At 38.3% G+C, this 25914-nt stretch carries 24 protein-coding genes; 1 reads left to right on the forward strand and 23 read right to left on the reverse strand.

Annotation, left to right across the window (positions count from 1 at the left end):
• Positions 1–10: 10 nt before the first annotated feature.
• The 3 genes from fsa to MKY02_RS19175 all read right to left on the reverse strand — a co-directional run bounded on the left by fsa (position 11) and on the right by MKY02_RS19175 (position 2051).
• Positions 11–658 carry a fructose-6-phosphate aldolase gene (gene fsa / locus MKY02_RS19165; protein WP_038180078.1) on the reverse strand — a complete coding sequence of 216 codons (648 nt, stop codon included), beginning with the start codon at positions 656–658 and terminating at the stop codon, positions 11–13.
• An 82-nt stretch (positions 659–740) separates the two neighbouring features.
• The gene (locus MKY02_RS19170) at positions 741–1595 is read right to left on the reverse strand and encodes a class II fructose-bisphosphate aldolase (RefSeq protein WP_038180079.1); all 855 of its coding nucleotides are present in this window, start codon (positions 1593–1595) and stop codon (positions 741–743) included.
• Between the two features lie 96 nt (positions 1596–1691).
• Positions 1692–2051 carry a response regulator gene (locus tag MKY02_RS19175; protein WP_038180081.1) on the reverse strand — a complete coding sequence of 120 codons (360 nt, stop codon included), beginning with the start codon at positions 2049–2051 and terminating at the stop codon, positions 1692–1694.
• Between the two features lie 139 nt (positions 2052–2190).
• On the opposite strand from MKY02_RS19175, the gene MKY02_RS19180 reads away from it, so the two are divergent.
• Complete coding sequence (locus tag MKY02_RS19180) at positions 2191–2709, forward strand: DUF2529 family protein (RefSeq protein ID WP_038180083.1); 519 nt, start codon at positions 2191–2193, stop codon at positions 2707–2709.
• A gap of 299 nt (positions 2710–3008) precedes the next feature.
• Here the strand turns inward: MKY02_RS19180 and MKY02_RS19185 are convergent, their stop codons facing one another.
• From MKY02_RS19185 to MKY02_RS19280, 20 genes are all read right to left on the reverse strand, one after another.
• Positions 3009–4601, reverse strand: coding sequence for a CTP synthase (locus MKY02_RS19185; RefSeq protein ID WP_038180084.1), 1593 nt, complete (start codon positions 4599–4601; stop codon positions 3009–3011).
• A gap of 149 nt (positions 4602–4750) precedes the next feature.
• Positions 4751–5308 (reverse strand): DNA-directed RNA polymerase subunit delta, encoded by a 558-nt coding sequence (rpoE, locus tag MKY02_RS19190; protein WP_038180085.1) that lies wholly within the window; start codon positions 5306–5308, stop codon positions 4751–4753.
• Between the two features lie 893 nt (positions 5309–6201).
• On the reverse strand, positions 6202–9450 hold the full coding sequence (gene icmF, locus MKY02_RS19195; RefSeq protein WP_038180086.1) for a fused isobutyryl-CoA mutase/GTPase IcmF: 3249 nt from the start codon (positions 9448–9450) through the stop codon (positions 6202–6204).
• 147 nt (positions 9451–9597) lie between these two features.
• Positions 9598–10230, reverse strand: a complete 633-nt coding sequence (locus MKY02_RS19200; RefSeq protein WP_038180088.1) for a TetR/AcrR family transcriptional regulator — start codon at positions 10228–10230, stop codon at positions 9598–9600.
• A 3-nt stretch (positions 10231–10233) separates the two neighbouring features.
• A complete protein-coding gene (locus MKY02_RS19205) occupies positions 10234–11370 on the reverse strand; it encodes an acyl-CoA dehydrogenase (RefSeq protein WP_076034288.1) in 1137 nt (378 codons plus the stop codon).
• A 34-nt stretch (positions 11371–11404) separates the two neighbouring features.
• On the reverse strand, positions 11405–12541 hold the full coding sequence (locus MKY02_RS19210) for an acyl-CoA dehydrogenase (protein WP_038180092.1): 1137 nt from the start codon (positions 12539–12541) through the stop codon (positions 11405–11407).
• 15 nt (positions 12542–12556) lie between these two features.
• Complete coding sequence (locus tag MKY02_RS19215; RefSeq protein WP_038180094.1) at positions 12557–13411, reverse strand: 3-hydroxybutyryl-CoA dehydrogenase; 855 nt, start codon at positions 13409–13411, stop codon at positions 12557–12559.
• Positions 13411–14616, reverse strand: coding sequence for an acetyl-CoA C-acetyltransferase (locus MKY02_RS19220; protein ID WP_038180097.1), 1206 nt, complete (start codon positions 14614–14616; stop codon positions 13411–13413). Before MKY02_RS19220 ends, MKY02_RS19215 begins: the two co-directional genes overlap by 1 nt.
• A gap of 181 nt (positions 14617–14797) precedes the next feature.
• Positions 14798–16954, reverse strand: a complete 2157-nt coding sequence (locus MKY02_RS19225) for a (Fe-S)-binding protein (RefSeq protein ID WP_038180099.1) — start codon at positions 16952–16954, stop codon at positions 14798–14800.
• A 396-nt stretch (positions 16955–17350) separates the two neighbouring features.
• Positions 17351–18028 carry a hypothetical protein gene (locus tag MKY02_RS19230; protein ID WP_038180102.1) on the reverse strand — a complete coding sequence of 226 codons (678 nt, stop codon included), beginning with the start codon at positions 18026–18028 and terminating at the stop codon, positions 17351–17353.
• Positions 18029–18031: 3 nt separating this feature from the next.
• Positions 18032–18511, reverse strand: a complete 480-nt coding sequence (locus MKY02_RS19235) for an ECF transporter S component (RefSeq protein ID WP_038180106.1) — start codon at positions 18509–18511, stop codon at positions 18032–18034.
• Between the two features lie 10 nt (positions 18512–18521).
• Positions 18522–19118: a cob(I)yrinic acid a,c-diamide adenosyltransferase gene (locus tag MKY02_RS19240; protein WP_038180107.1), complete on the reverse strand. Its 597-nt coding sequence runs from the start codon at positions 19116–19118 to the stop codon at positions 18522–18524.
• A 21-nt stretch (positions 19119–19139) separates the two neighbouring features.
• Entirely contained in the window at positions 19140–19541 is a 402-nt protein-coding gene (locus MKY02_RS19245) for a bifunctional adenosylcobinamide kinase/adenosylcobinamide-phosphate guanylyltransferase (RefSeq protein ID WP_038180108.1), read from the reverse strand.
• Positions 19493–20092 (reverse strand): histidine phosphatase family protein, encoded by a 600-nt coding sequence (locus MKY02_RS19250; protein ID WP_038180109.1) that lies wholly within the window; start codon positions 20090–20092, stop codon positions 19493–19495. Before MKY02_RS19250 ends, MKY02_RS19245 begins: the two co-directional genes overlap by 49 nt.
• Entirely contained in the window at positions 20065–20841 is a 777-nt protein-coding gene (gene cobS, locus MKY02_RS19255) for an adenosylcobinamide-GDP ribazoletransferase (protein WP_038180111.1), read from the reverse strand. Before cobS ends, MKY02_RS19250 begins: the two co-directional genes overlap by 28 nt.
• 26 nt (positions 20842–20867) lie before the next feature.
• Positions 20868–21440 carry a bifunctional adenosylcobinamide kinase/adenosylcobinamide-phosphate guanylyltransferase gene (locus MKY02_RS19260; RefSeq protein ID WP_038180113.1) on the reverse strand — a complete coding sequence of 191 codons (573 nt, stop codon included), beginning with the start codon at positions 21438–21440 and terminating at the stop codon, positions 20868–20870.
• Positions 21413–22507 carry a pyridoxal phosphate-dependent aminotransferase gene (locus tag MKY02_RS19265; RefSeq protein ID WP_038180114.1) on the reverse strand — a complete coding sequence of 365 codons (1095 nt, stop codon included), beginning with the start codon at positions 22505–22507 and terminating at the stop codon, positions 21413–21415. Before MKY02_RS19265 ends, MKY02_RS19260 begins: the two co-directional genes overlap by 28 nt.
• On the reverse strand, positions 22494–23450 hold the full coding sequence (gene cbiB, locus MKY02_RS19270) for an adenosylcobinamide-phosphate synthase CbiB (protein WP_038180115.1): 957 nt from the start codon (positions 23448–23450) through the stop codon (positions 22494–22496). The genes MKY02_RS19265 and cbiB overlap by 14 nt, the downstream gene beginning before the upstream one ends.
• A 1-nt stretch (position 23451) precedes the next feature.
• Entirely contained in the window at positions 23452–24924 is a 1473-nt protein-coding gene (locus MKY02_RS19275) for an adenosylcobinamide amidohydrolase (protein WP_076034284.1), read from the reverse strand.
• Between the two features lie 2 nt (positions 24925–24926).
• On the reverse strand, positions 24927–25910 hold the full coding sequence (locus tag MKY02_RS19280) for a FecCD family ABC transporter permease (RefSeq protein WP_038180875.1): 984 nt from the start codon (positions 25908–25910) through the stop codon (positions 24927–24929).
• Positions 25911–25914: the final 4 nt, after the last annotated feature.

Genomic DNA, 25914 nt, shown 5'->3' on the forward strand with positions numbered 1-25914 from the left:
TCTATTATTATTAACCGTTTTTCTTATTCCAATCCGCTAAGAAACCTTCAATTCCTTTATCAGTTAAAGGATGTTTGAATAATTGAGCTAAAACTTTAAATGGAGTTGTGGAAATATGTGCACCAGCAAGAGCCGCTTCTGTAATATGTTGTGGGTGACGAATAGAAGCTGCAATAATTTGCGTAGGGATTTCATGAATAGCGAAGATTTCAGCGATTTGGCGTACTAACTCAATGCCATCTTGGCCAAGATCATCTAAACGACCTAAGAATGGAGATACGTAAGTTGCTCCCGCACGAGCTGCTAATAGTGCTTGGTTTGCACTAAAGATTAATGTAACGTTTGTCTTAATGCCTTTTTTTGATAGTGTAGAACAAGCTGTTAAACCAGCTGGTGTCATTGGTAGTTTCACAGTAATATTCGGTGCAATTGCAGCAAGTTCAAGACCTTCTTTAATCATGCCTTCTGCATCTAGTGAAATTACTTCTCCACTAATAGAACCATCTACTAATTCCGCAATTTCACGTAGACGATCGTGGAATGAGATATTTTGTTCTTTTGCTACTAATGATGGATTTGTTGTTACACCTGAGATAATTCCCCAAGAATGCGCTTCTTTGATTTCTTCAAAGTTAGCTGTATCGATAAAAAATTTCATTATAATATCCCCCTGGATGATGGAAAATAGGAGAAGGGCCGATTAATTTAACCGAACACTTCTCCTCATTTCACCTAATTAATTATGCTTTTTGAGCACTTCCGAATTCGCGTATTTTGCCAATAACTGTCGCTTTAATAGCATCACGAGCTGGAATTAAATATTTACGTGGATCATAAACTTTAGTGTCATTTGCTAATACTTCACGAACTGCTTTTGTAGCAGCAATTTGGTTTTCAGTATTAACGTTTATTTTAGCTGTTCCTAAAGAGATTGAACGTTGAATATCTTTTAAAGGAATACCAGTACCACCATGTAATACTAATGGTAAGTCAGCTAAGTTTGAGATTTCTTCCATTTCTTTAAAACCTAAGTTTGGCTCACCTTGATAAGGACCATGAACTGAACCTAATGCAGGTGCAAGGCAATCAATATTTGTAGCTTCTACAAGTTTTTTACATTCTTGTGGATCTGCATACATGATGCCACCAATTACTCCATCTTCATCGCCACCAACTGTGCCGAGTTCTGCTTCCACAGAAACACCTCTAGCGTGTGCATATTCAACCACCTTAGAAGTGATTTCAACATTCTCTTCGAACGAATGGTGTGAAGCATCAATCATAACTGATGTAAAACCAGCATCAATTGCTTCTTTACATTTTTCGAAGCTTGAACCGTGGTCTAAGTGAATTGCTACTGGAACTGTAATCTTGTAGCTTTCGATCAGGCCTTTTACCATGTGGACTACGGCAATAAATCCTCCCATGTATTTCCCCGCACCTTCAGAAACACCTAAAATTACTGGTGATTTTTCTTCTTCTGCAGCAAGTAAAATAGCTTGAGTGAATTCAAGGTTATTGATGTTGAATTGACCAACTGCATAACCTTCTTTTTTACCTTTAATCAACATTTCTTTCATGGAAACCAAAGCCATTACAAATTCCTCCTCTAGTATGAATCGTGGTATTAAGGTTACTTAATATCATAACTCATAATATCAAAAACATACGTCGTTGACCACTGCTCACCATCAATCTTTCAATATTTTATTGACCACGTCTCGCACTTCGTAGATGTCGAATGGTTTTGTAAAGTAATGCTTAGCACCAAGCGCCTCTGCTTCTTTAATCAAATCCAATTCGCCATAAGCTGTCATCATAAGTACAGGCAGGTCAGGCAATTGTTTATTTATACGTTTTAGTATTTCAATTCCATCCATACCAGGAATTTTCATATCTAACAAGACACAATCCATCATTATTTTATCTATATATTGCAAAGCTTCAAGACCGTTAGCCGCTAGATATGTTTCATAGCCTTCTTTCTTGAACACCTCATTGAGTAGTAAGCGAATTCCTTGTTGATCATCTACTATAAGTATTTTTTTCACCTTTACCATACTCCCTTTTTTTATTCCCCCGTACGTATTATTCGATAATATACCTCATTTTCCCTTTTAATACATTAAAATAATTCATTTTGCATTTAAAATGAACAATTATTATAATAAAAGCCGTGAGGTGAATATTATGTTGAAAATGTTGTCGACACAGCTTGGCGGTCTCTTACAAAGAATTTCGACTAGTCAAGAAGAAGCAATAGAAGAAACTGCTCGATTATTAGCGCAAGCCGGTATCGCTGAAGGAACTGTATATTTTGCTTGTTTTGATGAAATGCAAGCAATTGAAGATAATGCTTTGCACAGTGCAGAACCTTTTACAAAATTAAACCCTTGGTCTAAAAATACAAAATTAGTATCAACAGACCGTGTATGTATTTTCACTCGTCACGCAAACGATCCACAGGCTCTCGAATTGGCACATTCATTATACGATTTATTTATTCCATTTGCTGTAGTTGCAAGTGAAAAAGCTGAAGATAGTGGCGAGATGGCTGATTTAGCTTATACCTATGTATCATTAGGCATCAAAAAAGGGTTATTGCCAAATGATACCGGTGAACGAATTGTACTGCCATATAGTTTCGCTGCACTGTTTGTATACGAAGCTGTTAAAATGTCTTATGACGAAATGCTATCTAATGATTAGTAATAATCCAACTTTTTCTGGCCACTCTATAAATTCTTGGAGTGGTTTTTTTGTGTTTTTTAGTTATTTGAATGATTATGATTACTGTTATAGTATGGTCTAATTTATTTATTTTCCACAAAAAAAGAGACTACTCTTCATTTAAACATGTGGAGTAGTCTCTTTGTATAAATCTTTTGTTTTTCTAGCTAACAAACTTTGTATGCCCTTTGTATGCTAGTTACTCAATTGAATCTGAAAAACCATTTTGAACTCGAGCCATATAAAGATATTCAAGTCTTGTAACGCAAAAACAGAATTTATTTAACTGCTGCTGCGATGAATTCTCTAAATAATGGTTGTGGACGGTTCGGACGTGAGATAAATTCTGGGTGGAATTGAGATGCCACGAAGAATTTGTTCTCTGGTAATTCAACAATTTCAACTAAACGGCCGTCTGGGCTTGTACCTGAGAAGACGAATCCTGCTGCTTCAAATGCTTCACGGTACTCGTTATTAAACTCATAACGATGACGGTGACGTTCATAGACTATTTCTTCACCATATGCTTCCATAGCTTTAGAATCTGATTTTAATTTACATGGATAAAGACCTAGACGAAGTGTTCCACCTAAATCCTCCACGTCTTTTTGTTCTGGTAAAAGATCGATGATAGGGTATTTAGTGTCCGCATCTAGTTCTGATGAGTGCGCGCCTTCTAAGTTTAGAACATTACGTGCAAATTCAACAGTTGCTAATTGCATACCTAGGCAAATACCTAAGAACGGCACGTCATTTTCACGTGCATATTGAGTTGCAATGATTTTACCTTCAACACCACGGTCACCAAAGCCACCTGGTACAAGGATACCATCTGCATTTTTCAATAATTCTTCAACATTTTCAGCTGTAACATCTTCAGAATTGATCCAGTCTACATCAATATCTGCATCTACTGGATATCCAGCGTGTTTTAACGCTTCAACTACTGATAGATAAGCATCTTGTAATTCAACGTATTTACCAACAAGTGCAATTTTCACTGTTTTAGATAAGTTTAATACGCGATCTACTAATGACGTCCATTCAACCATGTCTGCTTGTGGTGCAGAGATACCAAAGTGTTCAAGAACGATATCATCCATACCTTGTGCTTGTAGGTTTAATGGTACTTCATATAAATGTTTTGCATCTTGACATTCGATAACGTTACTTGCTTTTACGTCACAGAATAGTGCTAATTTTTCTTTCATTTCTTGTGGTACTTCTTGTTCTGTACGTACTACAAGAAGAGTTGGTTGAATACCTAAAGAACGTAATTCTTTTACAGAGTGTTGTGTTGGTTTTGTTTTTAATTCACCAGCTGCTTTGATGTAAGGGATTAAAGTACAGTGAATGTACATTACGTTTTCCCCACCAAGGTCTGATTTCATTTGACGAATAGCTTCTAGGAATGGTAGTGATTCGATATCACCTACTGTACCACCTACTTCTGTAATAACCACATCTGCGCTTGTTTCACGACCTGCACGTTGGATACGTTCTTTAATTTCGTTTGTAATATGTGGAATAACTTGTACAGTTCCACCGTTATAATCTCCACGACGTTCTTTTCTCAAAACAGAAGAGTAAACACGTCCAGAAGTTACTGTACTGTGTTTCCCTAAGTTAATATCGATGAAACGTTCATAGTGACCTAAATCTAAGTCTGCCTCTGCGCCATCATCTGTTACGAAAACTTCCCCGTGTTGGTACGGACTCATTGTACCTGGGTCAAGATTGATGTATGGGTCAAATTTTTGGATTGTTACTTCTAATCCTCGGTTCTTCAGTAAACGTCCAAGTGATGCAGCTGTAATACCTTTACCAAGTGATGATACAACCCCACCTGTTACGAAAATATATTTAGTCAAAGCCAATTCCTCCTTTAAATTAAACACTAAAAAAATAAAAAACGCTCCTCCCGCATAATATGCAGGGGGAGCGTATAAATTATACGGTCATTCTCCTTTTAAGGAGCCCAAGTAAAAGATTATATGGAACTCAGCTAGAAGTCAAGAAATTATTCTTCTTCCTCTTCTTCTAACTCATCATCTTCTTCATCAATTTCGAATTCATCTTCTTCTTCAAGCAAGTCTTCATCAAGGTCTTCATCGATATCATCGATTGTAACATCTTCGAATTCTTCCTCTTCTTCTTCTTCATCTTCTTCGGTTGGATCTTCAACGAATTCATCGAAGTTTTCATCGAAGTCTAATTCTTCTTCTTCAAGTTCAAGTTCATCTTCATCGTCAATTACTGCTTTAGCTTTTTTCTTGCGGACTTTTACTGTTGGCGCTGTTTCTTCTTCGATTTGTTCAATTGCATACCACTCGCGAAGTCCCCAACGGTTTTCACCTAGTACAATAAAACGACCCTCAATGTTAAGATCTGTATAAAATTGTTGCAAGCGCTCTTTTACTTCTGCATCATCACAACCTTTTATTGCTTGGATTTCTTTCATCAGTTCTGGGAAAGTTAATGGTTGTTTTTTTGAATCTAAAATTCCGTATGCTAAATCGATAAACGATTCTTCTGATAGTTGTTCTTTTGTCATTTCACGAAAGTTCAAATCGTGCACGTCCCTTCTTAATACATAAACATAATATCCATTATATACAATCTTTCTTTGATTACGCCACAATCAATTATTCTTTTTTTGATTTCTCAATTGTCGAAACCCATAAACAAAAAGATATATGGAAAAAATAAGGATGGGGATGGCCCCTAATTGCTTGTTATACAAAAAGAATATAAGTACCAGGCAAATTATGATAAATAGACAATGTAGTAAGCTTTTCATATAAACAAGAACTCCTTAAAATTTGTTTTACTCCCTATTATACAAAAAATAAAAATGAAGGGGCTAATGAAATGATTAGTTCCTTCATTTTTTATTTTCCACTAATTTTTATCTCTTGATAGTATTGTACATTTCCATTACTTTTATGGGCATCGAAAGTGGCGTTTTAGCTAGTGTTTATTTGTACAATTCTTGTGAATGTCCTGGAGCAACAGGATGTGGATCAGTTAGCTATCACTATAGGAAACGACTAATTTAGGTTATCTTCCACTAAACGAGTGCATTCAGCATTTAGTTACATATTCAGCTTCTGGCGCTAGCTACTCAGGTCGTTTCGGTCGGGCACTCAAAGTCAAAAAGCGACTTTGGCTTCCGCCCTCCAACGTCCTCATAGCTTAACGAGCGCCTTGGGCTAACAGGATGTTAGTCATGCAACCGTTGCGACAGGACGTCGCGTACTTAGGTTGCCTTCCTAAAGTGATGTATCCAGCTTCAGCGGCCAGCCCCTCGAGGTCACTTCAGTCTCTCGGACAAAAGCTTAAGTAATGCTTTTGTTTCGAGCCTTCCAGTGCTTGTCGGAGGCCCACAGGATGTGGGTCAGATAGCCGTTGCCACAGGACGTGGCGTACTTAGGCTATCTTCCTCTCAACGAGGGCCGTTTCAGCATTTAGTTACATATTCCGTCTGTATTGCCCTCCTACTTGGTATAGGGCATTGGTGATTTGACCTAGACTTGCGTATTTTACGGTTTCCATTAGTTCTGCAAAGATGTTGCCTCCTGTTACCGCTACTTCTTTTAGTTTTTGAATAGCGACTTCAACTTCATTGGCATGTTTTGTTTGGAATTTTTGTAGATTTTGAATTTGTGTTTCCTTTTCTTCTTGTGATGCTCTGGCAATTTCCATACTATCGATTGCTTCTGATGAAGGTGGATTTGGATTCAAGTATGTGTTAACACCGATGATTGGTAGTTCACCTGAGTGTTTCAGCATTTCATAGTACATTGATTCCTCTTGAATCTTGCCACGTTGGTATTGGGTTTCCATCGCTCCAAGAACTCCACCTCTATCATTAATACGATCGAACTCTTCCAATACTGCATTTTCTACAAGATCAGTTAGTTCTTCGATTATGAATGCACCTTGTAATGGGTTTTCATTTTTTGTTAACCCGTGTTCTTTTGTAATGATCATTTGGATAGCCATTGCGCGTCGAACAGATTCTTCTGTTGGTGTTGTAATCGCTTCGTCATATGCATTCGTGTGTAATGAATTACAGTTATCATGCAATGCCATCAATGCTTGTAATGTTGTACGAATATCATTGAAGTCGATTTCTTGTGCATGTAAGCTACGACCAGAAGTTTGGATATGGTATTTTAGCTTCTGACTACGTTCATTTGCACCGTATTTGTCACGCATAACAATCGACCAAATACGACGAGCTACTCGACCGATTACTGTATATTCTGGATCTAAGCCATTGGAGAAGAAGAAAGATAGGTTTGGTGCGAAATCATCAATATTCATGCCACGACTTAAATAGTATTCCACATAAGTGAAACCATTAGCCAAAGTAAATGCTAGCTGTGAAATTGGGTTCGCACCTGCTTCTGCAATATGATATCCAGAAATTGATACAGAATAATAGTTACGTACTTTTTGGTCGATGAAATATTGTTGAATGTCCCCCATCATACGTAATGCGAATTCTGTAGAGAAAATACATGTATTCTGTCCTTGATCTTCTTTTAAAATGTCAGCCTGCACTGTCCCCCGCACAACTTGAAGCGTTTTTTCACGAACGTCAGTGAATTCTTCAACAGTTAAGCATCGTCCTAATTTACTTTCTTTTATTTTCACTTGTTGATCGACAGCTGTGTTCATGAACATTGCTAAAATAATTGGAGCTGGTCCATTGATTGTCATGGACACAGATGTAGACGGTGCACATAGATCAAAGCCATCATAAAGCTTCTTCATATCTTCTAGTGTACAAATGCTAACCCCTGATTCGCCAACTTTACCGTAAATATCCGGACGGTAATCTGGATCTTCACCGTACAACGTTACAGAGTCAAATGCTGTTGATAAGCGTTTTGCATCATCATCTTTAGATAAGTAATGGAAGCGTCTATTTGTACGTTCTGGTGTCCCTTCACCTGCAAATTGACGTTTCGGATCTTCTCCTTCACGTTTAAAAGGGAAAACTCCAGCTGTATAAGGGAATGAGCCCGGTACATTTTCTTTATATACCCAACGTAATATTTCTCCGTAATCTACGAATTTTGGTAACACAACTTTTGGGATTTTTAAACCTGCTAGACTAGTAGTTGTCAATATTGTACGGATTTCTTTGTCACGCACTTTTGTAACAAATTCATCTCCCGAGTATGCTTCCTTAAGCATTTTCCAATTCGCTAAAATGTTCTTGGATTCTGCTGTTAATTGATTTTTGATATCCTCAGCTAATGAAATGAGTGATGCAATTAATGCATCATCTGGCGCTTTCTCTTGAACAGTTGTAATTGCCCCTTCTAATTGGAATAGCTTTCGGGCAAATTCAACTTGCTGTTCGGATTTTTTATGATAGTTACGAATTGCGTCTGTAATTTCACGTAAGTAGTAACGGCGATCATTTGGAATGATGACATCTTGCTTTTGCGTTTTCACAAAATGCTCGTAAGATGTTACCCAATCAAGACCACATTTTTCGTTAATAACCTGAACAAGCTCTGCAAATAAAGAATTTGTCCCTTTATCATTAAACTGGCTAGCAATTGTACCAAATACCGGCATTTCATCTAGGTTTTTTGTCCATAGCTCATGGCTACGTTGATATTGCTTCTGTACTTGTCTAAGCGCATCTTCTGACCCTTTACGTTCGAATTTGTTAATGACAATTAGATCAGCAAAATCAATCATATCAATTTTTTCTAGCTGTGTCGGTGCACCAAATTCACTTGTCATAACGTACATGGACAAATCAGAAATTTTTGTAATAGCAGCATCACCTTGACCAATACCGCTTGTTTCAACAACGATTAGATCATATCCTGCTACCTTCACAACATCTAATACGTCAGCAATTGCATCCGAAAGCTCAGAGTGCGATCCCCGTGTTGCAAGACTACGCATATAAACACGATTATTAAAGATAGCATTCATACGAATACGGTCTCCAAGTAGTGCCCCACCAGTCTTTTGCTTCGTCGGATCAATTGATAGGATAGCAACTTTTTTATCCGGGAATTCCTGTAAAAATCGACGAATCAATTCATCAGTTAAAGAACTTTTCCCTGCCCCTCCTGTACCAGTAATACCAAGTACAGGTGTGTTTTTTGATAAACTCCGTGCTTTTTCTAGGAAGTCTGTTAACTCACCATCTTTTGCTTCTTCGGCTGCAGTGATAAGTTGCGCTAGTACTTCAGGTTGTTCCGTTGATAATGTATCTAACTTACTAATTAAGTTCTCTTTAATCGTAGTGAAGTCACTTTTTTCAATCATTTTATTAATCATGCCTTGTAATCCCAGTTCACGACCATCTTCAGGCGAAAATAACCCCGCAATACCATATTCATGTAGTTCCTTAATTTCACGAGGTAAGATTACACCACCTCCACCGCCGAAAATACCTATGTGTGGAGCTCCTTTTTCTCTAAATAAATCTTGCATATATTTAAAATACTCAACGTGACCACCTTGATAAGAAGAAATTGCTACCCCTTGTGCATCTTCTTGGATTGCTGCGTTGACTACTTCTTCAACTGAGCGGTTATGTCCGAGATGAATTACTTCGACGCCACTCGATTGCAAAATACGACGCATAATATTAACCGATGCATCATGGCCATCAAAAAGACTAGAAGCCGTGACAAATCTTACGTGATTTTTTGGACGATACACTGTTGCTTGAACCATATATAAGCTCCCCCTTGTTATGAACAAAAAACTAAGTTGTTTTTCTTACCATTCCCCTGAAATCATTGGAACAAAAAATGTGCAAGGTTATAGAAACTAAAACTATATGAAAAGTTTGAGTTTTCCTACCTTGCACAAAGCGAAGAGTTACTTCTTCAAAATACCATTTAAGAAAATAGTCGTTTGCATATCGATATAATCATCAATTGTATAATTTCTTTTGAAAGCCCATCGTCTAAATGCCCACGTTTGACCTTGCACCACGATATCATTTGCGATAAGATTGATTTCTTTTTCTGATAGAGACAGTTCCCCAGACTGTACGCAACCAGCTAATAGATTTTCAAATAACCCAACCATCTCAAGTTCCTTTGTTAAAACGTAACGCAATGCATCTTTTGGTAAAGATTTAGACTCCTGGTACATGACTAGAATTTCATCTGACATGGAATCTATAAGCAAAAAATACTGGCGTATAGATGCCTTTAATCCTGCTATTGTACCTTCTTCCGTCGGTAAATTGGCTAACCTTAAACTTACTTCACGATAAATATTGTCACAAACTAGATACAGAACATCTTCTTTCGTTCGAATATATTCATAAAGCGTTCCTATACTAAAGCCAGCTTCTTTAGCGATTTCTCGAGTCGTCGTACGGTGAAAGCCCTTTTGTTTAAATAATTTAACCGCTCCATGAATCATCTCATTCCTACGCTTTTCTATCAGGCTTTCATCTTTAACAGACGATTCTACTTGTCTCTTATTTTGTCTTTTTACCATATATTATTTCGTTAACATACGAGAAATCACTAGACGTTGAATCTCTTGTGTTCCTTCGTATATTTGAGTGATTTTCGCATCACGCATATATCGTTCAACTGGATAATCTTTTGTATAGCCATAGCCTCCAAATACTTGCACCGCCTCAGTTGTTACATTCATCGCTGTATCTCCAGCCATCAATTTCGCCATAGCCGATGCTTTACCGTAAGGAAGATTGTTCGACTCTAACCATGCAGCTTGATATGTCAATAATCTTGAAGCTTCAATTGATGTAGCCATATCTGCTAGTTTAAAAGATACACCTTGATTTGCTGTAATTGGTTTGCCAAATTGAACGCGCTCTTTTGCATATGCAACAGACGCATCCAATGCACCTTGTGCAATACCAACTGCTTGAGCAGCAATACCATTCCGACCACCATCTAATGTTTTCATGGCAATTTTAAAACCATCGCCTTCCGCACCTAACAAGTTTTCTTTTGGTACACGGCAATTATCAAAAATAATTTCAGTTGTTGGTGATGAGCGAATTCCTAGTTTCTTTTCTTTTTTACCAACCGAAAAACCTTCAAAATCAGATTCTACTATGAATGCACTTGTTCCGTTCTTAACTGTTGGATCTGTAACAGCAAATACAACATAAATTTCAGCAATACCACCGTTTGTGATGAAGATTTTTGAGCCATTTAAAATGTAATCATCACCATCTAATTTTGCTGTAGTTTTCATACCACCTGCATCTGAGCCTGAGCTCGGCTCCGTTAAGCCATATCCGCCAATTTTTGTACCTTCAGCCATTGGTCGTAAGTATTTTTGTTTTTGTTCTTCATTACCAAATTTATAAATCGGCCATCCTGCTAAAGATGTATGTGCTGAAAGAGTTACTCCAGTCGAAGCACAAACACGAGATAATTCTTCAACTGCAATACAATAAGCTAAAAAGTCAGAACCGATACCACCATATTCTTCTGGCCACGGAATACCTGTTAAGCCCAACTCTGCCATTTTATCGAATATTGCACGATCGAAAGTTTCTGTTTCGTCGCGTTCTGCAGCTGTTGGCGCTACTTCATTTTCAGCGAAATCACGTACCATTTTACGAATCATTTCATGTTCTTCTGATAATTGAAAGTTCATCTCTTTTTCCACCTTTGTTTTAGTTTTTTTACCCCTATTTGTTTAAGTGTTTGCTTATAACAAGTCGTTGAATTTCGCTAGTACCCTCGTAAATTTCCGTTACTTTGGCATCTCGGAAAAAACGTTCAACCGGATAGTCCATCGTATAGCCATATCCTCCAAATACCTGAATTGCCTCTGTTGTTACTTCTACAGCAGTTTTAGAAGCGAAAAGTTTTGCCATAGATGCTTCCTTACCACAAGCTAATCCTTTGGCACGTAAATCTGCTGCACGGTAAACGAGTAACCTAGTAGCTTCGACCGATGTTGCCATATCAGCTAATTTAAAACCTACACCCTGATTACTAGAGATAGGTTTCCCAAATTGGTGACGTTGTTGCGCATAGATAATTGATTCTTCTAAAGCGGCTTCAGCAATACCAAGAGCCTGTGAAGCTATGCCTATTCGACCGACATCTAAGTTCGCCATAGCTATTTTAAAGCCTTCCCCCACTTGGCCAAGTAGATTTTCTGCAGGGACAATCATATTATCGAAATTTAGTTGAACTGTACGTGAGCCATGTAAACCCATTTTATGTTCATCCTTACCAATCACTAAGCCTTCAGTTCCTTTTTCGACAAGAAAGGCGGAAATTCCTTTTGAACCGAGCGATGGATCTGTTGAAGCAAAAACGATATATACATCTGCCTCTCCACCATTAGTGATAAATACCTTTGAACCATTGATAATGTAATTATTGCCGTCCTTCACTGCTTTAGATTTTAATGAACCTGCGTCAGATCCTGCGGACGGTTCTGTTAAACAAAAAGCACCTAAATATTCTCCCGATGCGAGCATTGGCACATACTTTTGTTTTTGTTCTTCATTACCAAAATAAAGAATAAGATTTGTCACAACCGACGTATGGACAGATAAAATCACGCCTATTGTCGCGCTTACTCTCGATAACTCATTTATTGCTATGATGTAGGATGTAAAATCCATATTTGCTCCACCGTACTGTTCTGGTGTTGTAATGCCCATTAGTCCTAGCTCTCCCATTTTAGCTAGTATGTCGCGTGGAAATTCCCCATTTTCCATACTCTCAACTTTTGGTGCAATTTCTGTTTGCGCAAAATCTCGTACCATTTTGCGCATCATTAGTTGTTCTTCTGTGAACATCAATTCCATAGTGGAACACCCCTTTTAAGATTCGTAAATGTAGAAGCCACGTCCCGATTTCTTACCTAACCAACCTGCTTTCACGTATTTACGTAATAGTGGGCATGGTCGGTACTTGCTATCGCCAAAGCCTTCATATAATGTTTCCATAATATAGAGACAAGTATCTAAACCGATAAAATCTGCTAATGTTAACGGTCCCATTGGATGATTCATACCAAGTTTCATGACATCGTCAATAGCTTCCTTCGTCGCTACACCTTCATAAAGTGTATAGATGGCTTCGTTGATCATCGGCATTAATATACGATTTGCAACAAACCCCGGGAAATCATTTACTTCTACTGGTACTTTTTCAAGTTTTTTCGTCATGTCTTCGATTGTTTGATAGACATCATCTGCAGTAGCTAAGCCGCGAATAATTTCAACGAGCTTCATCACTGGTACAGGATTCATAAAATGCATCCCAATAACTTGCTCTGGACGATTAGTCACAGCTGCTAACTCTGTAATTGGTAATGATGAAGTGTTAGTAGCTAAAATAGCATGTGCTGGTGCAATAGTATCCAGCTGTTTGAAAATAGATTGTTTAATTTCCATATTTTCAACAGCTGCTTCAATGACTAAATCAACATCATTTGCATCATTAATATCGAGCGATTTTGTTAGACGACCTAGAATGGCTTCTTTTTCACTCTCCGTCATGCGCCCTTTATCAACATTACGAGAAAGATTTTTTGTAATCGTTCCTAAACCTCTTGCAAAAAACTCTTCTTTCATATCATTTAGTTTGACGTCGAATCCTGCTTGTGCGCATACTTGTGCGATACCAGAGCCCATTTGGCCAGCTCCAATAACCATTATTTTTTGAATACTCATTACTCGAATCCCCCCGTTTTTGGTACTTCAATCATGATGGCATCTCCTTGGCCTCCGCCAGAACAAATAGCCGCAATACCAATACCTCCGCCACGACGTTTTAATTCATAAGCTAACGTCAGAATAATTCGTGCACCTGATGCCCCAATTGGATGCCCTAATGCTACTGCCCCACCATTGACATTAACTTTCTCTGCATCTAGGTCTGCAATTTGATTACTTGCTAGCGCAACAGCTGCAAATGCTTCGTTAATTTCAAACAAATCGATTTCTTGTAACGCTTTCCCTGTCTTTTCTAAAATTTTGTTGATGACTAAACCTGGTGTTTGTGGGAAGTGCTGCGGTTCAACACCAATTTCTGCATGCCCTAAAATGTATGCAAGTGGTGTATGGTTTTCTGCTTTAGCACGTTCTTCATTCATAAGAACTACTGCACAAGCACCATCATTAATACCAGGTGCATTTCCCGCTGTAATCGTACCCTCAGTCGTAAACGCTGCTCTAAGCTTTGCTAAAGATTGAAGTGATGTATCTCTTCTTGGTGCTTCATCCGTATCTATTTCTAACGGACTCCCTTTACGCTGTGGAATCGTCACGGACACAATTTCTTTTGCAAATTTACCAGTGTCTATCGCATCTAGTGCTCTTTTGTGACTTCGATACGCCCATTCGTCTTGTACTTCTCTTGAGAATGAAAATTCTTTTGCTGTGCTGTCTCCGTATGTCCCCATATGTACATGTTGTGGATCGAATGCACAAGATAAGCCGTCATATACCATGCCGTCTACCATAGTTGCATCTCCCATGCGTAAGCCAAATCTACCTTTTGGTAAATAGTAAGGTGCATTTGACATTGACTCCATGCCACCTGCTACGATAACTTCCTCGTCCCCTAAACGAATCAGTTGATCAGCTAATGTCACACTGCGTAATCCCGAAGCGCAAACCTTATTTACCGTTTCTGTTTTCACTGACCACGGAATTCCAGCTTTTGAAGCAGCTTGGCGAGATGGTATTTGCCCTTGCCCCGCTTGTAATACACTCCCCATAATAACTTCATCTACTTGATGTGGTAGGACGTTTGCTCTTTGCAAAGCTGCTTGAATAGCAACTCCTCCTAGATCGCTGGCAGTAAGAGTACTCAATGCTCCTCCAAATTTCCCAAATGCTGTTCGCGCACCATCTAAAATCACTGTTTTCGCCAAATCAGACACCCCTTGTCTTTATTTTGCATACGCTTACATTATTCTTTTTAAAGTAAACGAGAATTCATTTATTTTCTCGACTGAACGCTCGCTCAACAAAATTTTAGAAAAAAAGAGAGCGTCTAGCACTCTCTTTTCACTTAGTAATATTGTACATAATTACCAATTTCAATGCAATTAATTACTGAGTAATTGGTTCTTCAACAACTTCTTCTACAGGTGGTTTATATTCTCCACATACTGATTTCTCTAGTAATTCAGCAATATCATATGTGCCTACCTGTTCTTCAACTTCTTTAGCTTTTGTACCATCTGAAAGCATCGTTAAGCAATACGGACAACCTGATGAAATCATCGTCGGATTCACTGCAAGTGCTTGCTCAGTTCTAGCTACATTCACTCGGTTCCCAACATGCTCTTCCATCCACATTAAGCCTCCACCAGCTCCACAACACATACCTGTTTCACGATTACGCTCCATTTCAACTAACTTCACACCTGGAATGGCTTTTAAGATTTCACGCGGTGGATCATAAACATCGTTGTATCGGCCTAAGTAGCATGAATCATGGAACGTTATAGTTTCTTCAATTGCAAATTGCGGTTTAAGACGCCCTTGTTTTACTAAGTCATAAAGTAATTCTGTATGGTGATACACTTCACCCGTCCATCCAAAGTCACTATATTCATTTTTAAAAATATTATATGCATGAGGATCAATCGTTACTAATTTTGTAACATCTGTTTTTTCAAATTCACTAATATTAGCTGTTGCTAACTCTTGGAATAAAAATTCATTCCCTAGACGACGCGGTGTATCTCCTGAATTCTTTTCTTTGTTACCTAAAATCGCAAATTTCACACCCGCTTCGTTCATCAACTTAGCAAAAGATAATGCAATTTTTTGTGAACGGTTATCAAATGACCCCATTGAACCAACCCAGAATAAGTACTCGAACTCTTCGCCAGCTTTTGATACTTCTTTCACAGTTGGAATATGAACATCCGGGCGAGCATCGCGCCAGTTTTCTTTTTCTTTACGATTAATTCCCCACGGATTTCCTTGTCTTTCAATGTTAGTCATTGCGCGTTGTGCGTCTGGATTTACACGTCCTTCTGTCATTGTTAAATATCGACGAAGGTCAATAATTTTATCAACGTGCTCATTCATTACTGGACATTGGTCTTCACAGTTACGGCAAGTTGTACAAGCCCAGATTTCCTCTTCCGTGATGACATCTCCGATTAATGATGGACTATAGATATCTTCAATAACAGCACCTTCTGCTCCAGCTGCAAGTGCTAATTGATTTCCTTTTGCATTGTTGAACATGAATGATGGTACCCATGGTTGTTGACGTGTTGCAACGGCACCTGTAAACGTTAAGTGATCACGTAGTTTAGTAATTAAGTCCATTGGAGACAACATTTTTCCTGTACCACTTGCTGGACACATATTCGTACAACGGCCACATTCTACACAAGCATATAAATCAATTAGTTGTAGTTGTGTAAAATCCGTAATTTTCCCCACACCGAACGATGGAATTTCTTCTTCTCCATCTTCCCCTTCTTCTTCCATCTCTTCAAAGTTAATAGGCGTTAGCTTACCAACATGATCTAAACGGTTGAAGTAAACATTTACTGGTCCAGCAATTAGATGCGCGTGCTTTGATTGTGGTACATACACTAAGAAAGTTAAAAGAATTAATAAATGAATCCACCACATAACAAAGAACACTACAGTTGCAGCTGTAGGTGGCAAAAATCCAAATACTGTAGCAATAGATGATGCAATTGGCTCTGACCAAGTAGCAGCATGATCATGCCAAATCATCCCCATACCATTACCTGCTAGAACTGTAACCATCAAGCCACCGATGAAAATCAATACTAGTCCTGATTTAAAGCCACGCTTTAAGCGGACAAGCTTCTCAATATAGCGGCGGTAAAACGCCCAAACAACAGCGACTAAAATTACTAACGACACAATTTCCTGCATGAATGTGAAATACGGATATACGGGTCCTAAAGGTAAATGAGATCCCGGTTTTAATCCTTTCCAGATGAAGTCAATTGCGCCTAATTGGACTAGTATGAAGCCATAGAAAAACATAACGTGGATAATTCCACTTTTTTTATCTTTTAATAACTTCTTCTGTCCAAATACATACACCCAAATTTTGTGTAAACGTGCTTTAACATCATTGTCAAATTCTACTTGTTTCCCCATTTTGACGAATTCATAACGCGTCTTTAACAAGTAACCGAATAAAAATAAACCATAAGTCACTACTACTAAAAATAGTATCCAGTTTGCAATTAACAATGGATTCATAACATTTCCCCCTCTGTGATGCTCGATATACGATTGTGACATTTCGCTAAAACGTACGCTTAGTGTTTTACCATGAAATGTGTATGTTGTAATCATTGTAAAATATGAATGAGCATTCAGTCAACAATATTTGTAGAATTCATAATTTTAAGTTTCTCAATGATTTCGTATAAAATTACCGATGTCTTGTTGTTTATACATATTTCTCAAAGTTTATTAAAAATTCTAGCATATTTTCGAATGAATTACATGTGAATTCAGAATTTTCCTTTAGATGACTTTTATATTATTTAATTTACTAATAATTTTATAGATAAACTCACCACCTATTTCTTCTAAAATGCTCTAAAAAAAAGACTAACCAATTACTAAATTAGTAATTGGTTAGTCTTCGATTTATTTAAAAACTATAGGTTCTAATAATGTACCAAAATGTTGTTCTGCAGATTTTACTTGTTCTTCAGCAATACCTAGTAAAATTACCGTCGCTGGACCAGCCGTTTTTTTACAGTCTAATGAGTTTGAAAAAGAAACGTCTCCGAGCATGCTTCTAATTTCAGAGTCGATTCCCTTTGACCCGACAGGCCAAATACGCCCTATAATATTAGAATCGAGCGCTTTTTTCACTAATAATAGATTTGCAATATATTCGGGATGCTTTAGTAATTCAATCCCTACTAACGGTTTACCATATGTAAACCAATGAAGCTTTTTGACATCCGTTAAAGGTCGAACCGGAGCTCCTATCATTGTGATGGCAACACCAGATTGTAAAGTAGGCATATTCGTTTCAGAACTACCTTTAATCGGTGGCACTGGTAGACTTAACTCATCAAATAATTGCTTAATACCTTTCACATAACGTCCCCAGCTCGCTTCACTACTGAAATTATGCATAACTATTGCTTCAGGTTCTGCACCCGCAGCCCATTGTTCTAGTAAAGTCACTCTAGCAGAATAATAACTTGTTACATCATCTGGCACTTGAACAACATCTCGCTCTTTTTCTCCAATTGCTCCAGAATTATCTGTTGTAACGATAAAGCCATTCGATAATTGCATAGCATTTCTCATTTTTTAATGCGCCTCTTTTCGTTGAAAGGCACGAGATAATACGGGAATTACAACAGCTGCAATTACTACGTTTAAAAGCGTTGTCATTAATAGTACCGGTACCATCGAAAAGAAAAACTCTGGTGAATTCAGCCAATAGAATGGTAGCGGAGCTAAAATCCCGTTAGCGATAATAGCAAAAATCCATTTCGAATATTTTTTTCCCGCATTATGAAACTTAGCAAAGCCCCATAATATGATGAACATCTCTACAGCAATAAAGATATGCAATGGACCAAGGAAAGAACCACCCGTCATTGCCGATATAAGATGACCAATCGCTGCTGCTGCACCTGCGGCTACTGGTGGTAAAAAGACTGCACCTAGAAAAGCAGGAGCCGAATCGAGTGCCATAGAACCCAAACCACCCGGCACTTTAATCATTGCCCCTACTGCACATAGAGCTGCAATCATAGCTGTTAAAGTTAAGGTTTTAAGTTTCATAATTAATCATTCATTCCTTTGCTTTTTTTGAACGTCCACCATCTTTAAATACCTTGGCACTTCGAACGTATTCAGTATCTGGCACATTTAAGCGAGCGTTTACTACGCGTGCTGCTGCAAATAAATAATCAGATAAACGGTTTAAATAACGTTGTACAACTAATGGTACATCACCCTCTTCGGATTCTTTTAGTAATGTGACCATTTGGCGCTCTGCTCGACGTGTAATTGTACGTGCAATGTGTAAAGTAGCAGCTGCTGGTGAGCCCCCAGGTAAGATAAATCTTTCAAGTAATGGTGGTTCATCCATTAGTACATCAATTCGTTTTTCCATAATTTCTATCGGCCCATCTGTCATTTTGTAATGACGTTCTTTCATGACATTAGCAAGATCCCCACCACAATCGAATAATTCGTTTTGCATTGCTTCTAAGTCTTCTAATATATCTTTAAAAATAGCAGGATCTAGTTCCGTCATTGCTTTACCGATAAATGAATTTAATTCATCGATTGTGCCATAAGTTTCAACGCGTTGACTATCTTTATCAACTCGCGCTCCGATAATACTTGTTTTCCCTTTATCACCTGTACGTGTATATAGGTTCATCTCTCATCCTTCTTTCCTGATTCATTTTATTGTTTCAGCTATACCATACCAAATACGCGTTATTTGTGGGCTAATTTTAAATAATTGCTGATAAAATCTTCCACAAATGTCACGGAGCTTGCGCGTATTAGCATCAATTGGGACAACACCTCTACCCATCTCTGTCACAATAACAATAAGTTCTCTTTCTTTATCTAATGCTTGAAGTTGCTGTAGTAGTTGAGAAGCTAACGTATCCTCATCTTTATCTAAATATTCTGCCACTACATTTTCAAGACCTGAGACAACAATTGTCGAAGCTTCAGGTACAGTCATTGGTAACTCACTTTCTAGCCAAGCAACATCTTTTTTCCTTTGCTCTTCTAGCCAGTATCTTACATAGTCCCTTTTACCATTATAGGCTCCACCGATAAAAACGTGCATCGTTGTCCCTCCTCGAACTGTTTCTTCGTTGACCAGTGTAATAGATAACGCTCATTATGAGAAACTTGCCACTCCCAAAAAGTTTTTTCCTCTGGTGCGAATTGCATTAACAACGCTCTAATTGAACCTCCATGCGCGACTATCCTGTAATTCAGCATATCTTTTGGTAAAGATTTAACCACTTCTGTAACGCGAAACATAACTTGTTGTAATGTCTCGCCATTCGGTGGTGCAATTTCATATGGATCGTCTATCCAATTACGATACGCTTGTATATCTTTTAACTGTTCATAGGTTTTGCATTCAAAATCACCGAAATGACTTTCGCGTAATCCTTTTATATTCATGTATGTAGCATTCGGAAAATAATAAGCAGCCGTTTCCTTACAACGTATTAAATCACTTCCGAAAACGACAGTAGCTAACTCATCGATAGTCGGCAAACTTTGATTAGGAATAATAGACTCATCAGTCCAGCCAAGATACTTCCTTTCAACATTACTTTTAGTTTTAGCATGGCGTATTAACTCAATAGTAATAGCGTAATCCATAAAATGGCCTCCATTCCTTCAATAAAAGCACCGAGTAAATCACCTGAGCTACCGTGAAAATTACGTACAGTCCAAATCTTATACAGACCTGATGCAACAACTACAATCACTAGTAATATAAGAGGTACGATGAAATCTCCATTCCACCAAATTATAAGAATCAAGCCAATAAGCATTGATACACATGTCACGACAAGAAATTGTGGTACATATAGTTTTTCTTTAAAAAAGTATGCTAGCCCTTTTTCTTTTGAGCATTTTGTCTGGATAAAATATAAGGACATTCCTAGCCGAGCTAAAAATGGTACCGCGACAATCCACATAATCGACAGTTCGCCTTTTTCAATCAATTCAGCTAGAAAGAAAATCTTCGTTAGTACTAAGAACAATAAAGACATCGCACCAAAAGCACCAATACGGGGGTCATCTAAAATCTCTAGTCGCTTCTCGGTATCACGATATGAAAAAAATGCATCTCCCATGTCAACCCAGCCATCTAAATGCAAACCACCTGTACAAATGATAAATCCAACAACAAGTAAAAAGGCCGTTAATAATGAACTGATATCCGTCCACTGTTGCAAACTATAAAAAACAGTAGCCATTACTGCACCCATACATGCACCTAGCCAAGGTAGAAACGAGAACATTCCCGTTATTGTCGGCTTTGTAAGTGGTAATTCTCTTTGAACTGGCACGACGGTAAAAAATTGAAATGCAAGTAAAATACTATGAACAATCGTACGCAAAAGAATACCCCCCTTCTAAAACTGAATTATTTCCATTGATGCATCTGTCCATATTCCATTTCAATTGCAGTAGTTGCTTCAGCTACAAACCATTGATGAATACGACCTAACCATTTTTGATAAAGTCTTACTTCAAAACTAGTAGAAAGCGGCTCATCTAGCACTTCGTTGGAAACGACAACAATCGGTATATTTCTATCACGTAATGCATAAATCGTATTTTGCATCGCTATAAATTTCCGTTCAATACAGCCTTCTTTTTGAAAACAGCTCACACCAGTTTCATAACCATCATAAAATTCATTCGTTAGCCAAGTGGTCACGCAATCCCATAATATCGCGTCACCTTCTTTTATTTTTGAGAGGAGCTTAGAAAAGTCAGTTGGTTGCTCAATTGTCGTCCACTTTTGCCCTGCTCGATCGTTTTGATGTCGGATGATTCTTTGCTTCATTTCTTCATCAAACGGTACACCTGTCGCAACATAAACAAGTCGCTTCATAGGCGATGTCGCTGCTAAATTTACAAGGCACTTTTCTGCAAATGCACTTTTTCCACTCCGCACTCCACCTGTTATAAAGACGAGTTCGCTTGAAACCAATGCATCATCTCCTCTTCTAAACGATTCATCGCTTCAGGTGCCTTCATACCAACTCGGAACCATGCACCTTCCATTCCAATGAAATTTTCTGTATGTCGAAGCACCATACCCTTCTCAAGCATATAAGTAAAGAAATTCTGTGACTGTTCAGTATTTGGTAATTGAAAGCTCACATAATTTGTGACACTGTTCGTAACAAGACAATGATTTTGTCGTAAAAATACTTGAAAACGCGTACGCATTTGCCCAGCATAATCACAAGCCTTTTGACGGAAAGCATCTACTTCCTTACTTAAACAACGTGCTCCGATTACTGCTGCTATTCCATTAATATGCCAATGAGGGGTAAGCTTCCGTATTGCACTTGCTACCTCAGGTGCGGCTACCATATAACCGAGCCTTATACCTGCAATTGCGTACATTTTCGTCATTGATCGTACAATAATCACTTGATGATTTTCTTTTACTGATTTTATAAATGATGCACTTTCATCAACAAAATCTATAAAAGCTTCGTCTAAAACAATACTGCAATTCGATTCTTTTGCAGATTCAATAAGCTGTTTAAGTTCTTCTTTCGAAGGTAATACACCTGTCGGATTATTAGGGGTACATAGATATAGGACATCTGCATTTTGCATTGCTTGTTGAAGTTCGTCTAATGGTAACTTCCAATTAACGATATCTTCACATACTACACGCTGTATTTCTACATCATTTTCTCTTAATGTCGCTTCATACTCTGAAAAAGTCGGATGTAAAATAATTGCATTATTTCCCCGGAAATATGTCGCAAGTAATGAGAAAATTTCCGCCGCACCATTTCCTAATACGATGTTTTCTGTAGAAATGTCGTGATATTTAGCGACAGCAGATAGAAATGGCTCACCTTCTGGGTCCGGATAATGTTGCAATAATTGCAAATAATCTTTCCAATCATTTTTGATAAAATCTGGTGCACCTGCTGGATTTACATTTTCGCTAAAGTCTAATATATCAGCTGGTAGTTGGATGCCCAGCTGTGTATATAAACGATATGGATTTGCCCCGTGATTAGGTAATGACAACGAAAAACCCTCCTAAAATGACCATTAGTAGCCAAAATAATATGGTTACAATTTGCATCTGTTTAATAGAACGTATAATATGCTGAGGCCCTAGCTCATAATGGCACTCACCCATTTTCGCACGATTCGAGATAATCCCCTTATACCTATTCACACCACCAAGCTGAATGCCTAATTGATATGCTGTAGCCGCTTCAAGCCATCCACTATTTGGACTTGGATGTTTTTTTGCATCACGCAGCCACCCTTTCATGCGATAGGCGACTGGTTTTCCACTTTCATTTTTTGTACCTAGCATAAGTAATAAACCTGTCATTCTACTTGGCACATAATTTAATACATCATCCACATGTGCAGCAACGTATCCAAAATCTACGAAGCGATCATTTTTGTAAGCGACCATTGAATCAAGCGTATTAACTGCCTTATACATCCATAGACCAGCGCCGCCAAATAAAAACGCCCAAAAGAGTGGAGCTGTTACACCATCACTCGTATTTTCAGACACGGTTTCAACTACACCTCGCGTCACTTCAGGTACCGATAAATAATCTGTATCACGCCCTACAATCCAAGATAACTTCACACGAGCTTCCTGCAAATCTCCTGATACAAGTGGATTGTAAACTTCAAGTGCTGCTTGTTTTAGACTTTTCCCTGCTAAACCTACAGCTATTAATATTGATTCTACAAAAATACCTAGAATAACATTGATAGAATATGCAAAATAAATTACTGCAAAAGTAATTGTAGTTGTTAAACCAACAACAATTAGGACAAGTAAAAGTCCTTTTAATTTACGATGCTTACCTTTATTCAAACGCTCTGTTAGTTTGGCAATCAATGTGCCAATCCAACGTACGGGATGCGGCATTTTGGGCGGGTCACCTATTAACCAATCTAAAGCTACCCCAATGGTACAAGCAATTATATGTGCTAACATTTTATAACCTTCCCTTGGCACGTTTGTAATCTTGTAGTGCTGTTACTGTCGTTTCATACACCCCGTAACCAATCAATTTCCCAATATCTGTTATAGGTCCGGCGTATTCCATAAATGTCCCATTTTGTGTCGCGGCAATTAATAGGCTATCTGTTGATGTACCTGTTGCAATCGTATTGGATATTGGATCCATGATTTCTTCTTGGTGCATTGCTTTTACTTTAGCTTCAGTTGCCGTTATCATGGCTTGCATAAAGGATTCTTCCGTTAGTTTCCCGTTAATAATGACCCAAGTATTAATCGTTCCTATATACGGTTTACTGACTCTTTCATGTGCCCTTGAAACATCTACTGCATTTCCAACACCAGCTGTAACTGCAACAATAATACTTCCGTTTGCATTTGAAAATTCCCTTATAACAACATGCTTCGCTGCAACTGCAGTCATCATGGCCACCGTATTAGATGGCATAAAGTCATGTTTTTTAAGATAACCTTTTAATTCCTCATGTGCATCTTCGCACATATAATTCAAATCAACTGCACGATTGACAAATGACTGGAACCACCCAAAACCAGCATTGTGAACAGCTGAGGAAACGGTTTTCAAAGGAATTTCCGTACGAAGCTCAACAAATTCATCTCTTATATTGAATTGTTCTTTTGTCACTACATATGATTCACGTTCATCAATAGCTGTTGGCATCAGTGTTACTTGTGGCTTTGGCAATTCAGGATGCGGATAACTTGAAACGCGCGTATTATATACCTCTAAAATTTGCTGTTCTTTCAACACTTCATGCGGTTCTCCAATAGCTTTTACATGTCCCTTTTCCATTAACAATAGGCGATCACAATAAAGTGAAGCTAAATTCATATCGTGAAAAACAGAAATAACTGTTAAACCATTTTGCACTGCTTCTAGACGAATCATATCTAGCAGTTGTCGTTGATGTGCAATATCTAAATGATTCGTAGGTTCATCTAAAAGTAAGATATCAGCTTGCTGAGCAAGTGCTTGTGCTACAAATGTACGTTGTTGCTCCCCACCTGATAAAAATTCGAGGTTTGTATGTTCATAGCTATCTACACCCGTTTGCTTCATAGCTTTTTTCACTGCATTTTCATCTTGTTCTGACCATGTCGAAAACCAACTATTTTGATGTGGGTAGCGACCTAAGGCTACCGTCTCACGTACTGAATGCGAAAAGGCATGGGCATGAAGCTGTGGTAAAACAGCCATTTTGCGCGCAAATTCCTTCGGTGAGAAATGTTTTATATTTTGTTCTTCGATAAGTACTTGACCAGTTGTTGATGGCAGGATACCACTAATCACTTTTAATAATGTGGATTTGCCGCTACCATTTGGTCCTAAAACGCCAAGAATTTCGCCTTTTTTCACTGTAAACGAAACATCTTGTACTATTGGCCTGGTGGCATCATAGCCACCAGTAATATTTTCTACAGTAAGCATACTTACGCACCTTTCGTTCTTCTTTGTCGGAAAAAGATATATGAAAATACTGGCGCCCCAATAAGTGCAGTAATGACACCGATTGGTAACTCTGTTGGGGAAATTATCGTACGAGCAAATAAATCACAAACAATTAGTAATGATGCTCCATTTAAAAACGATAAAGGCAGCAAGTGACGATGATCTGCCCCAAATAAAAGTCGTGTCATATGCGGTACAACAAGTCCCACAAAGCCAATTGTTCCAGACACTGCAACTGCAGCACCTGTTAACATAGATCCGCCTATTAATATCAGAATTTTACTTTTCTTCACGTCAACGCCAAGATACTTGGCACGCTCTTCTCCAAATAACATCGCATTTAATTCACGACGGTTTAACCATAATAAAAATGAACCGATGAGTACAAAAGGCCACACCATCTTGACATATGGCCATCCACGCATTGAAACGCTCCCCATCAGCCACCCAATGATTTGCCTTAACTCATCACCTGTTAACGCAATTAACAATGAAATTAATGCACCTAAAAATGAACTAACGATAATCCCTGTTAAAATCAGCGTTTCCATTTTCATAGTTCGATCAACTAATCGTGCAAAAGCCATTACACCCATCATCGCCAATAAGGCCCCTAGCATGCTGAAGGCTGGTAATGTGTATATACCAAAAATAGGGGTCGAAATGCCGAAAAAGAGCGTCACCACAGCACCTACCGAGGCACCAGATGACACTCCTAACGTATACGGATCGGCGAGAGGATTTTTCAGCAATCCTTGGAAAGCAGCGCCCGCAATGGCCAGTGAGGCTCCTACTAACCCTGCAAGCACAACACGCGGCATGCGTATTTTCCACAATATATTCGTCGCTGTTGGATCCGCTGCCGTATTCCATAACGTACTAATTGGTACTTTTACAGAACCAATTGATACACCTAGCCAAATGCTAACAATTAAAATCACAAAGGCTATGGTGTACCCTAAAATGGTT

The sequence above is a fragment of the Viridibacillus sp. FSL R5-0888 genome (genome assembly GCF_038009105.1).
Classification (GTDB): Bacteria; Bacillota; Bacilli; order Bacillales_A; family Planococcaceae; genus Viridibacillus; species Viridibacillus arenosi.

Coding starts and splice junctions, on each gene's coding strand:
- MKY02_RS19245 (WP_038180108.1), bottom strand. CDS start 19,541: ATGCACGTTTTTATCGGTGGAGCCTATAATGGTAAAAGGGACTATGTA.
- cbiB (WP_038180115.1), bottom strand. CDS start 23,450: ATGTTAGCACATATAATTGCTTGTACCATTGGGGTAGCTTTAGATTGG.
- MKY02_RS19180 (WP_038180083.1), top strand. CDS start 2,191: ATGTTGAAAATGTTGTCGACACAGCTTGGCGGTCTCTTACAAAGAATT.
- MKY02_RS19200 (WP_038180088.1), bottom strand. CDS start 10,230: ATGGTAAAAAGACAAAATAAGAGACAAGTAGAATCGTCTGTTAAAGAT.
- MKY02_RS19205 (WP_076034288.1), bottom strand. CDS start 11,370: ATGAACTTTCAATTATCAGAAGAACATGAAATGATTCGTAAAATGGTA.
- MKY02_RS19210 (WP_038180092.1), bottom strand. CDS start 12,541: ATGGAATTGATGTTCACAGAAGAACAACTAATGATGCGCAAAATGGTA.
- MKY02_RS19240 (WP_038180107.1), bottom strand. CDS start 19,118: ATGAACCTATATACACGTACAGGTGATAAAGGGAAAACAAGTATTATC.
- MKY02_RS19215 (WP_038180094.1), bottom strand. CDS start 13,411: ATGAGTATTCAAAAAATAATGGTTATTGGAGCTGGCCAAATGGGCTCT.
- MKY02_RS19230 (WP_038180102.1), bottom strand. CDS start 18,028: ATGAGAAATGCTATGCAATTATCGAATGGCTTTATCGTTACAACAGAT.
- MKY02_RS19170 (WP_038180079.1), bottom strand. CDS start 1,595: ATGGCTTTGGTTTCCATGAAAGAAATGTTGATTAAAGGTAAAAAAGAA.
- MKY02_RS19250 (WP_038180109.1), bottom strand. CDS start 20,092: ATGGATTACGCTATTACTATTGAGTTAATACGCCATGCTAAAACTAAA.
- MKY02_RS19225 (WP_038180099.1), bottom strand. CDS start 16,954: ATGAATCCATTGTTAATTGCAAACTGGATACTATTTTTAGTAGTAGTG.
- icmF (WP_038180086.1), bottom strand. CDS start 9,450: ATGGTTCAAGCAACAGTGTATCGTCCAAAAAATCACGTAAGATTTGTC.
- MKY02_RS19275 (WP_076034284.1), bottom strand. CDS start 24,924: ATGCTTACTGTAGAAAATATTACTGGTGGCTATGATGCCACCAGGCCA.
- MKY02_RS19235 (WP_038180106.1), bottom strand. CDS start 18,511: ATGAAACTTAAAACCTTAACTTTAACAGCTATGATTGCAGCTCTATGT.
- fsa (WP_038180078.1), bottom strand. CDS start 658: ATGAAATTTTTTATCGATACAGCTAACTTTGAAGAAATCAAAGAAGCG.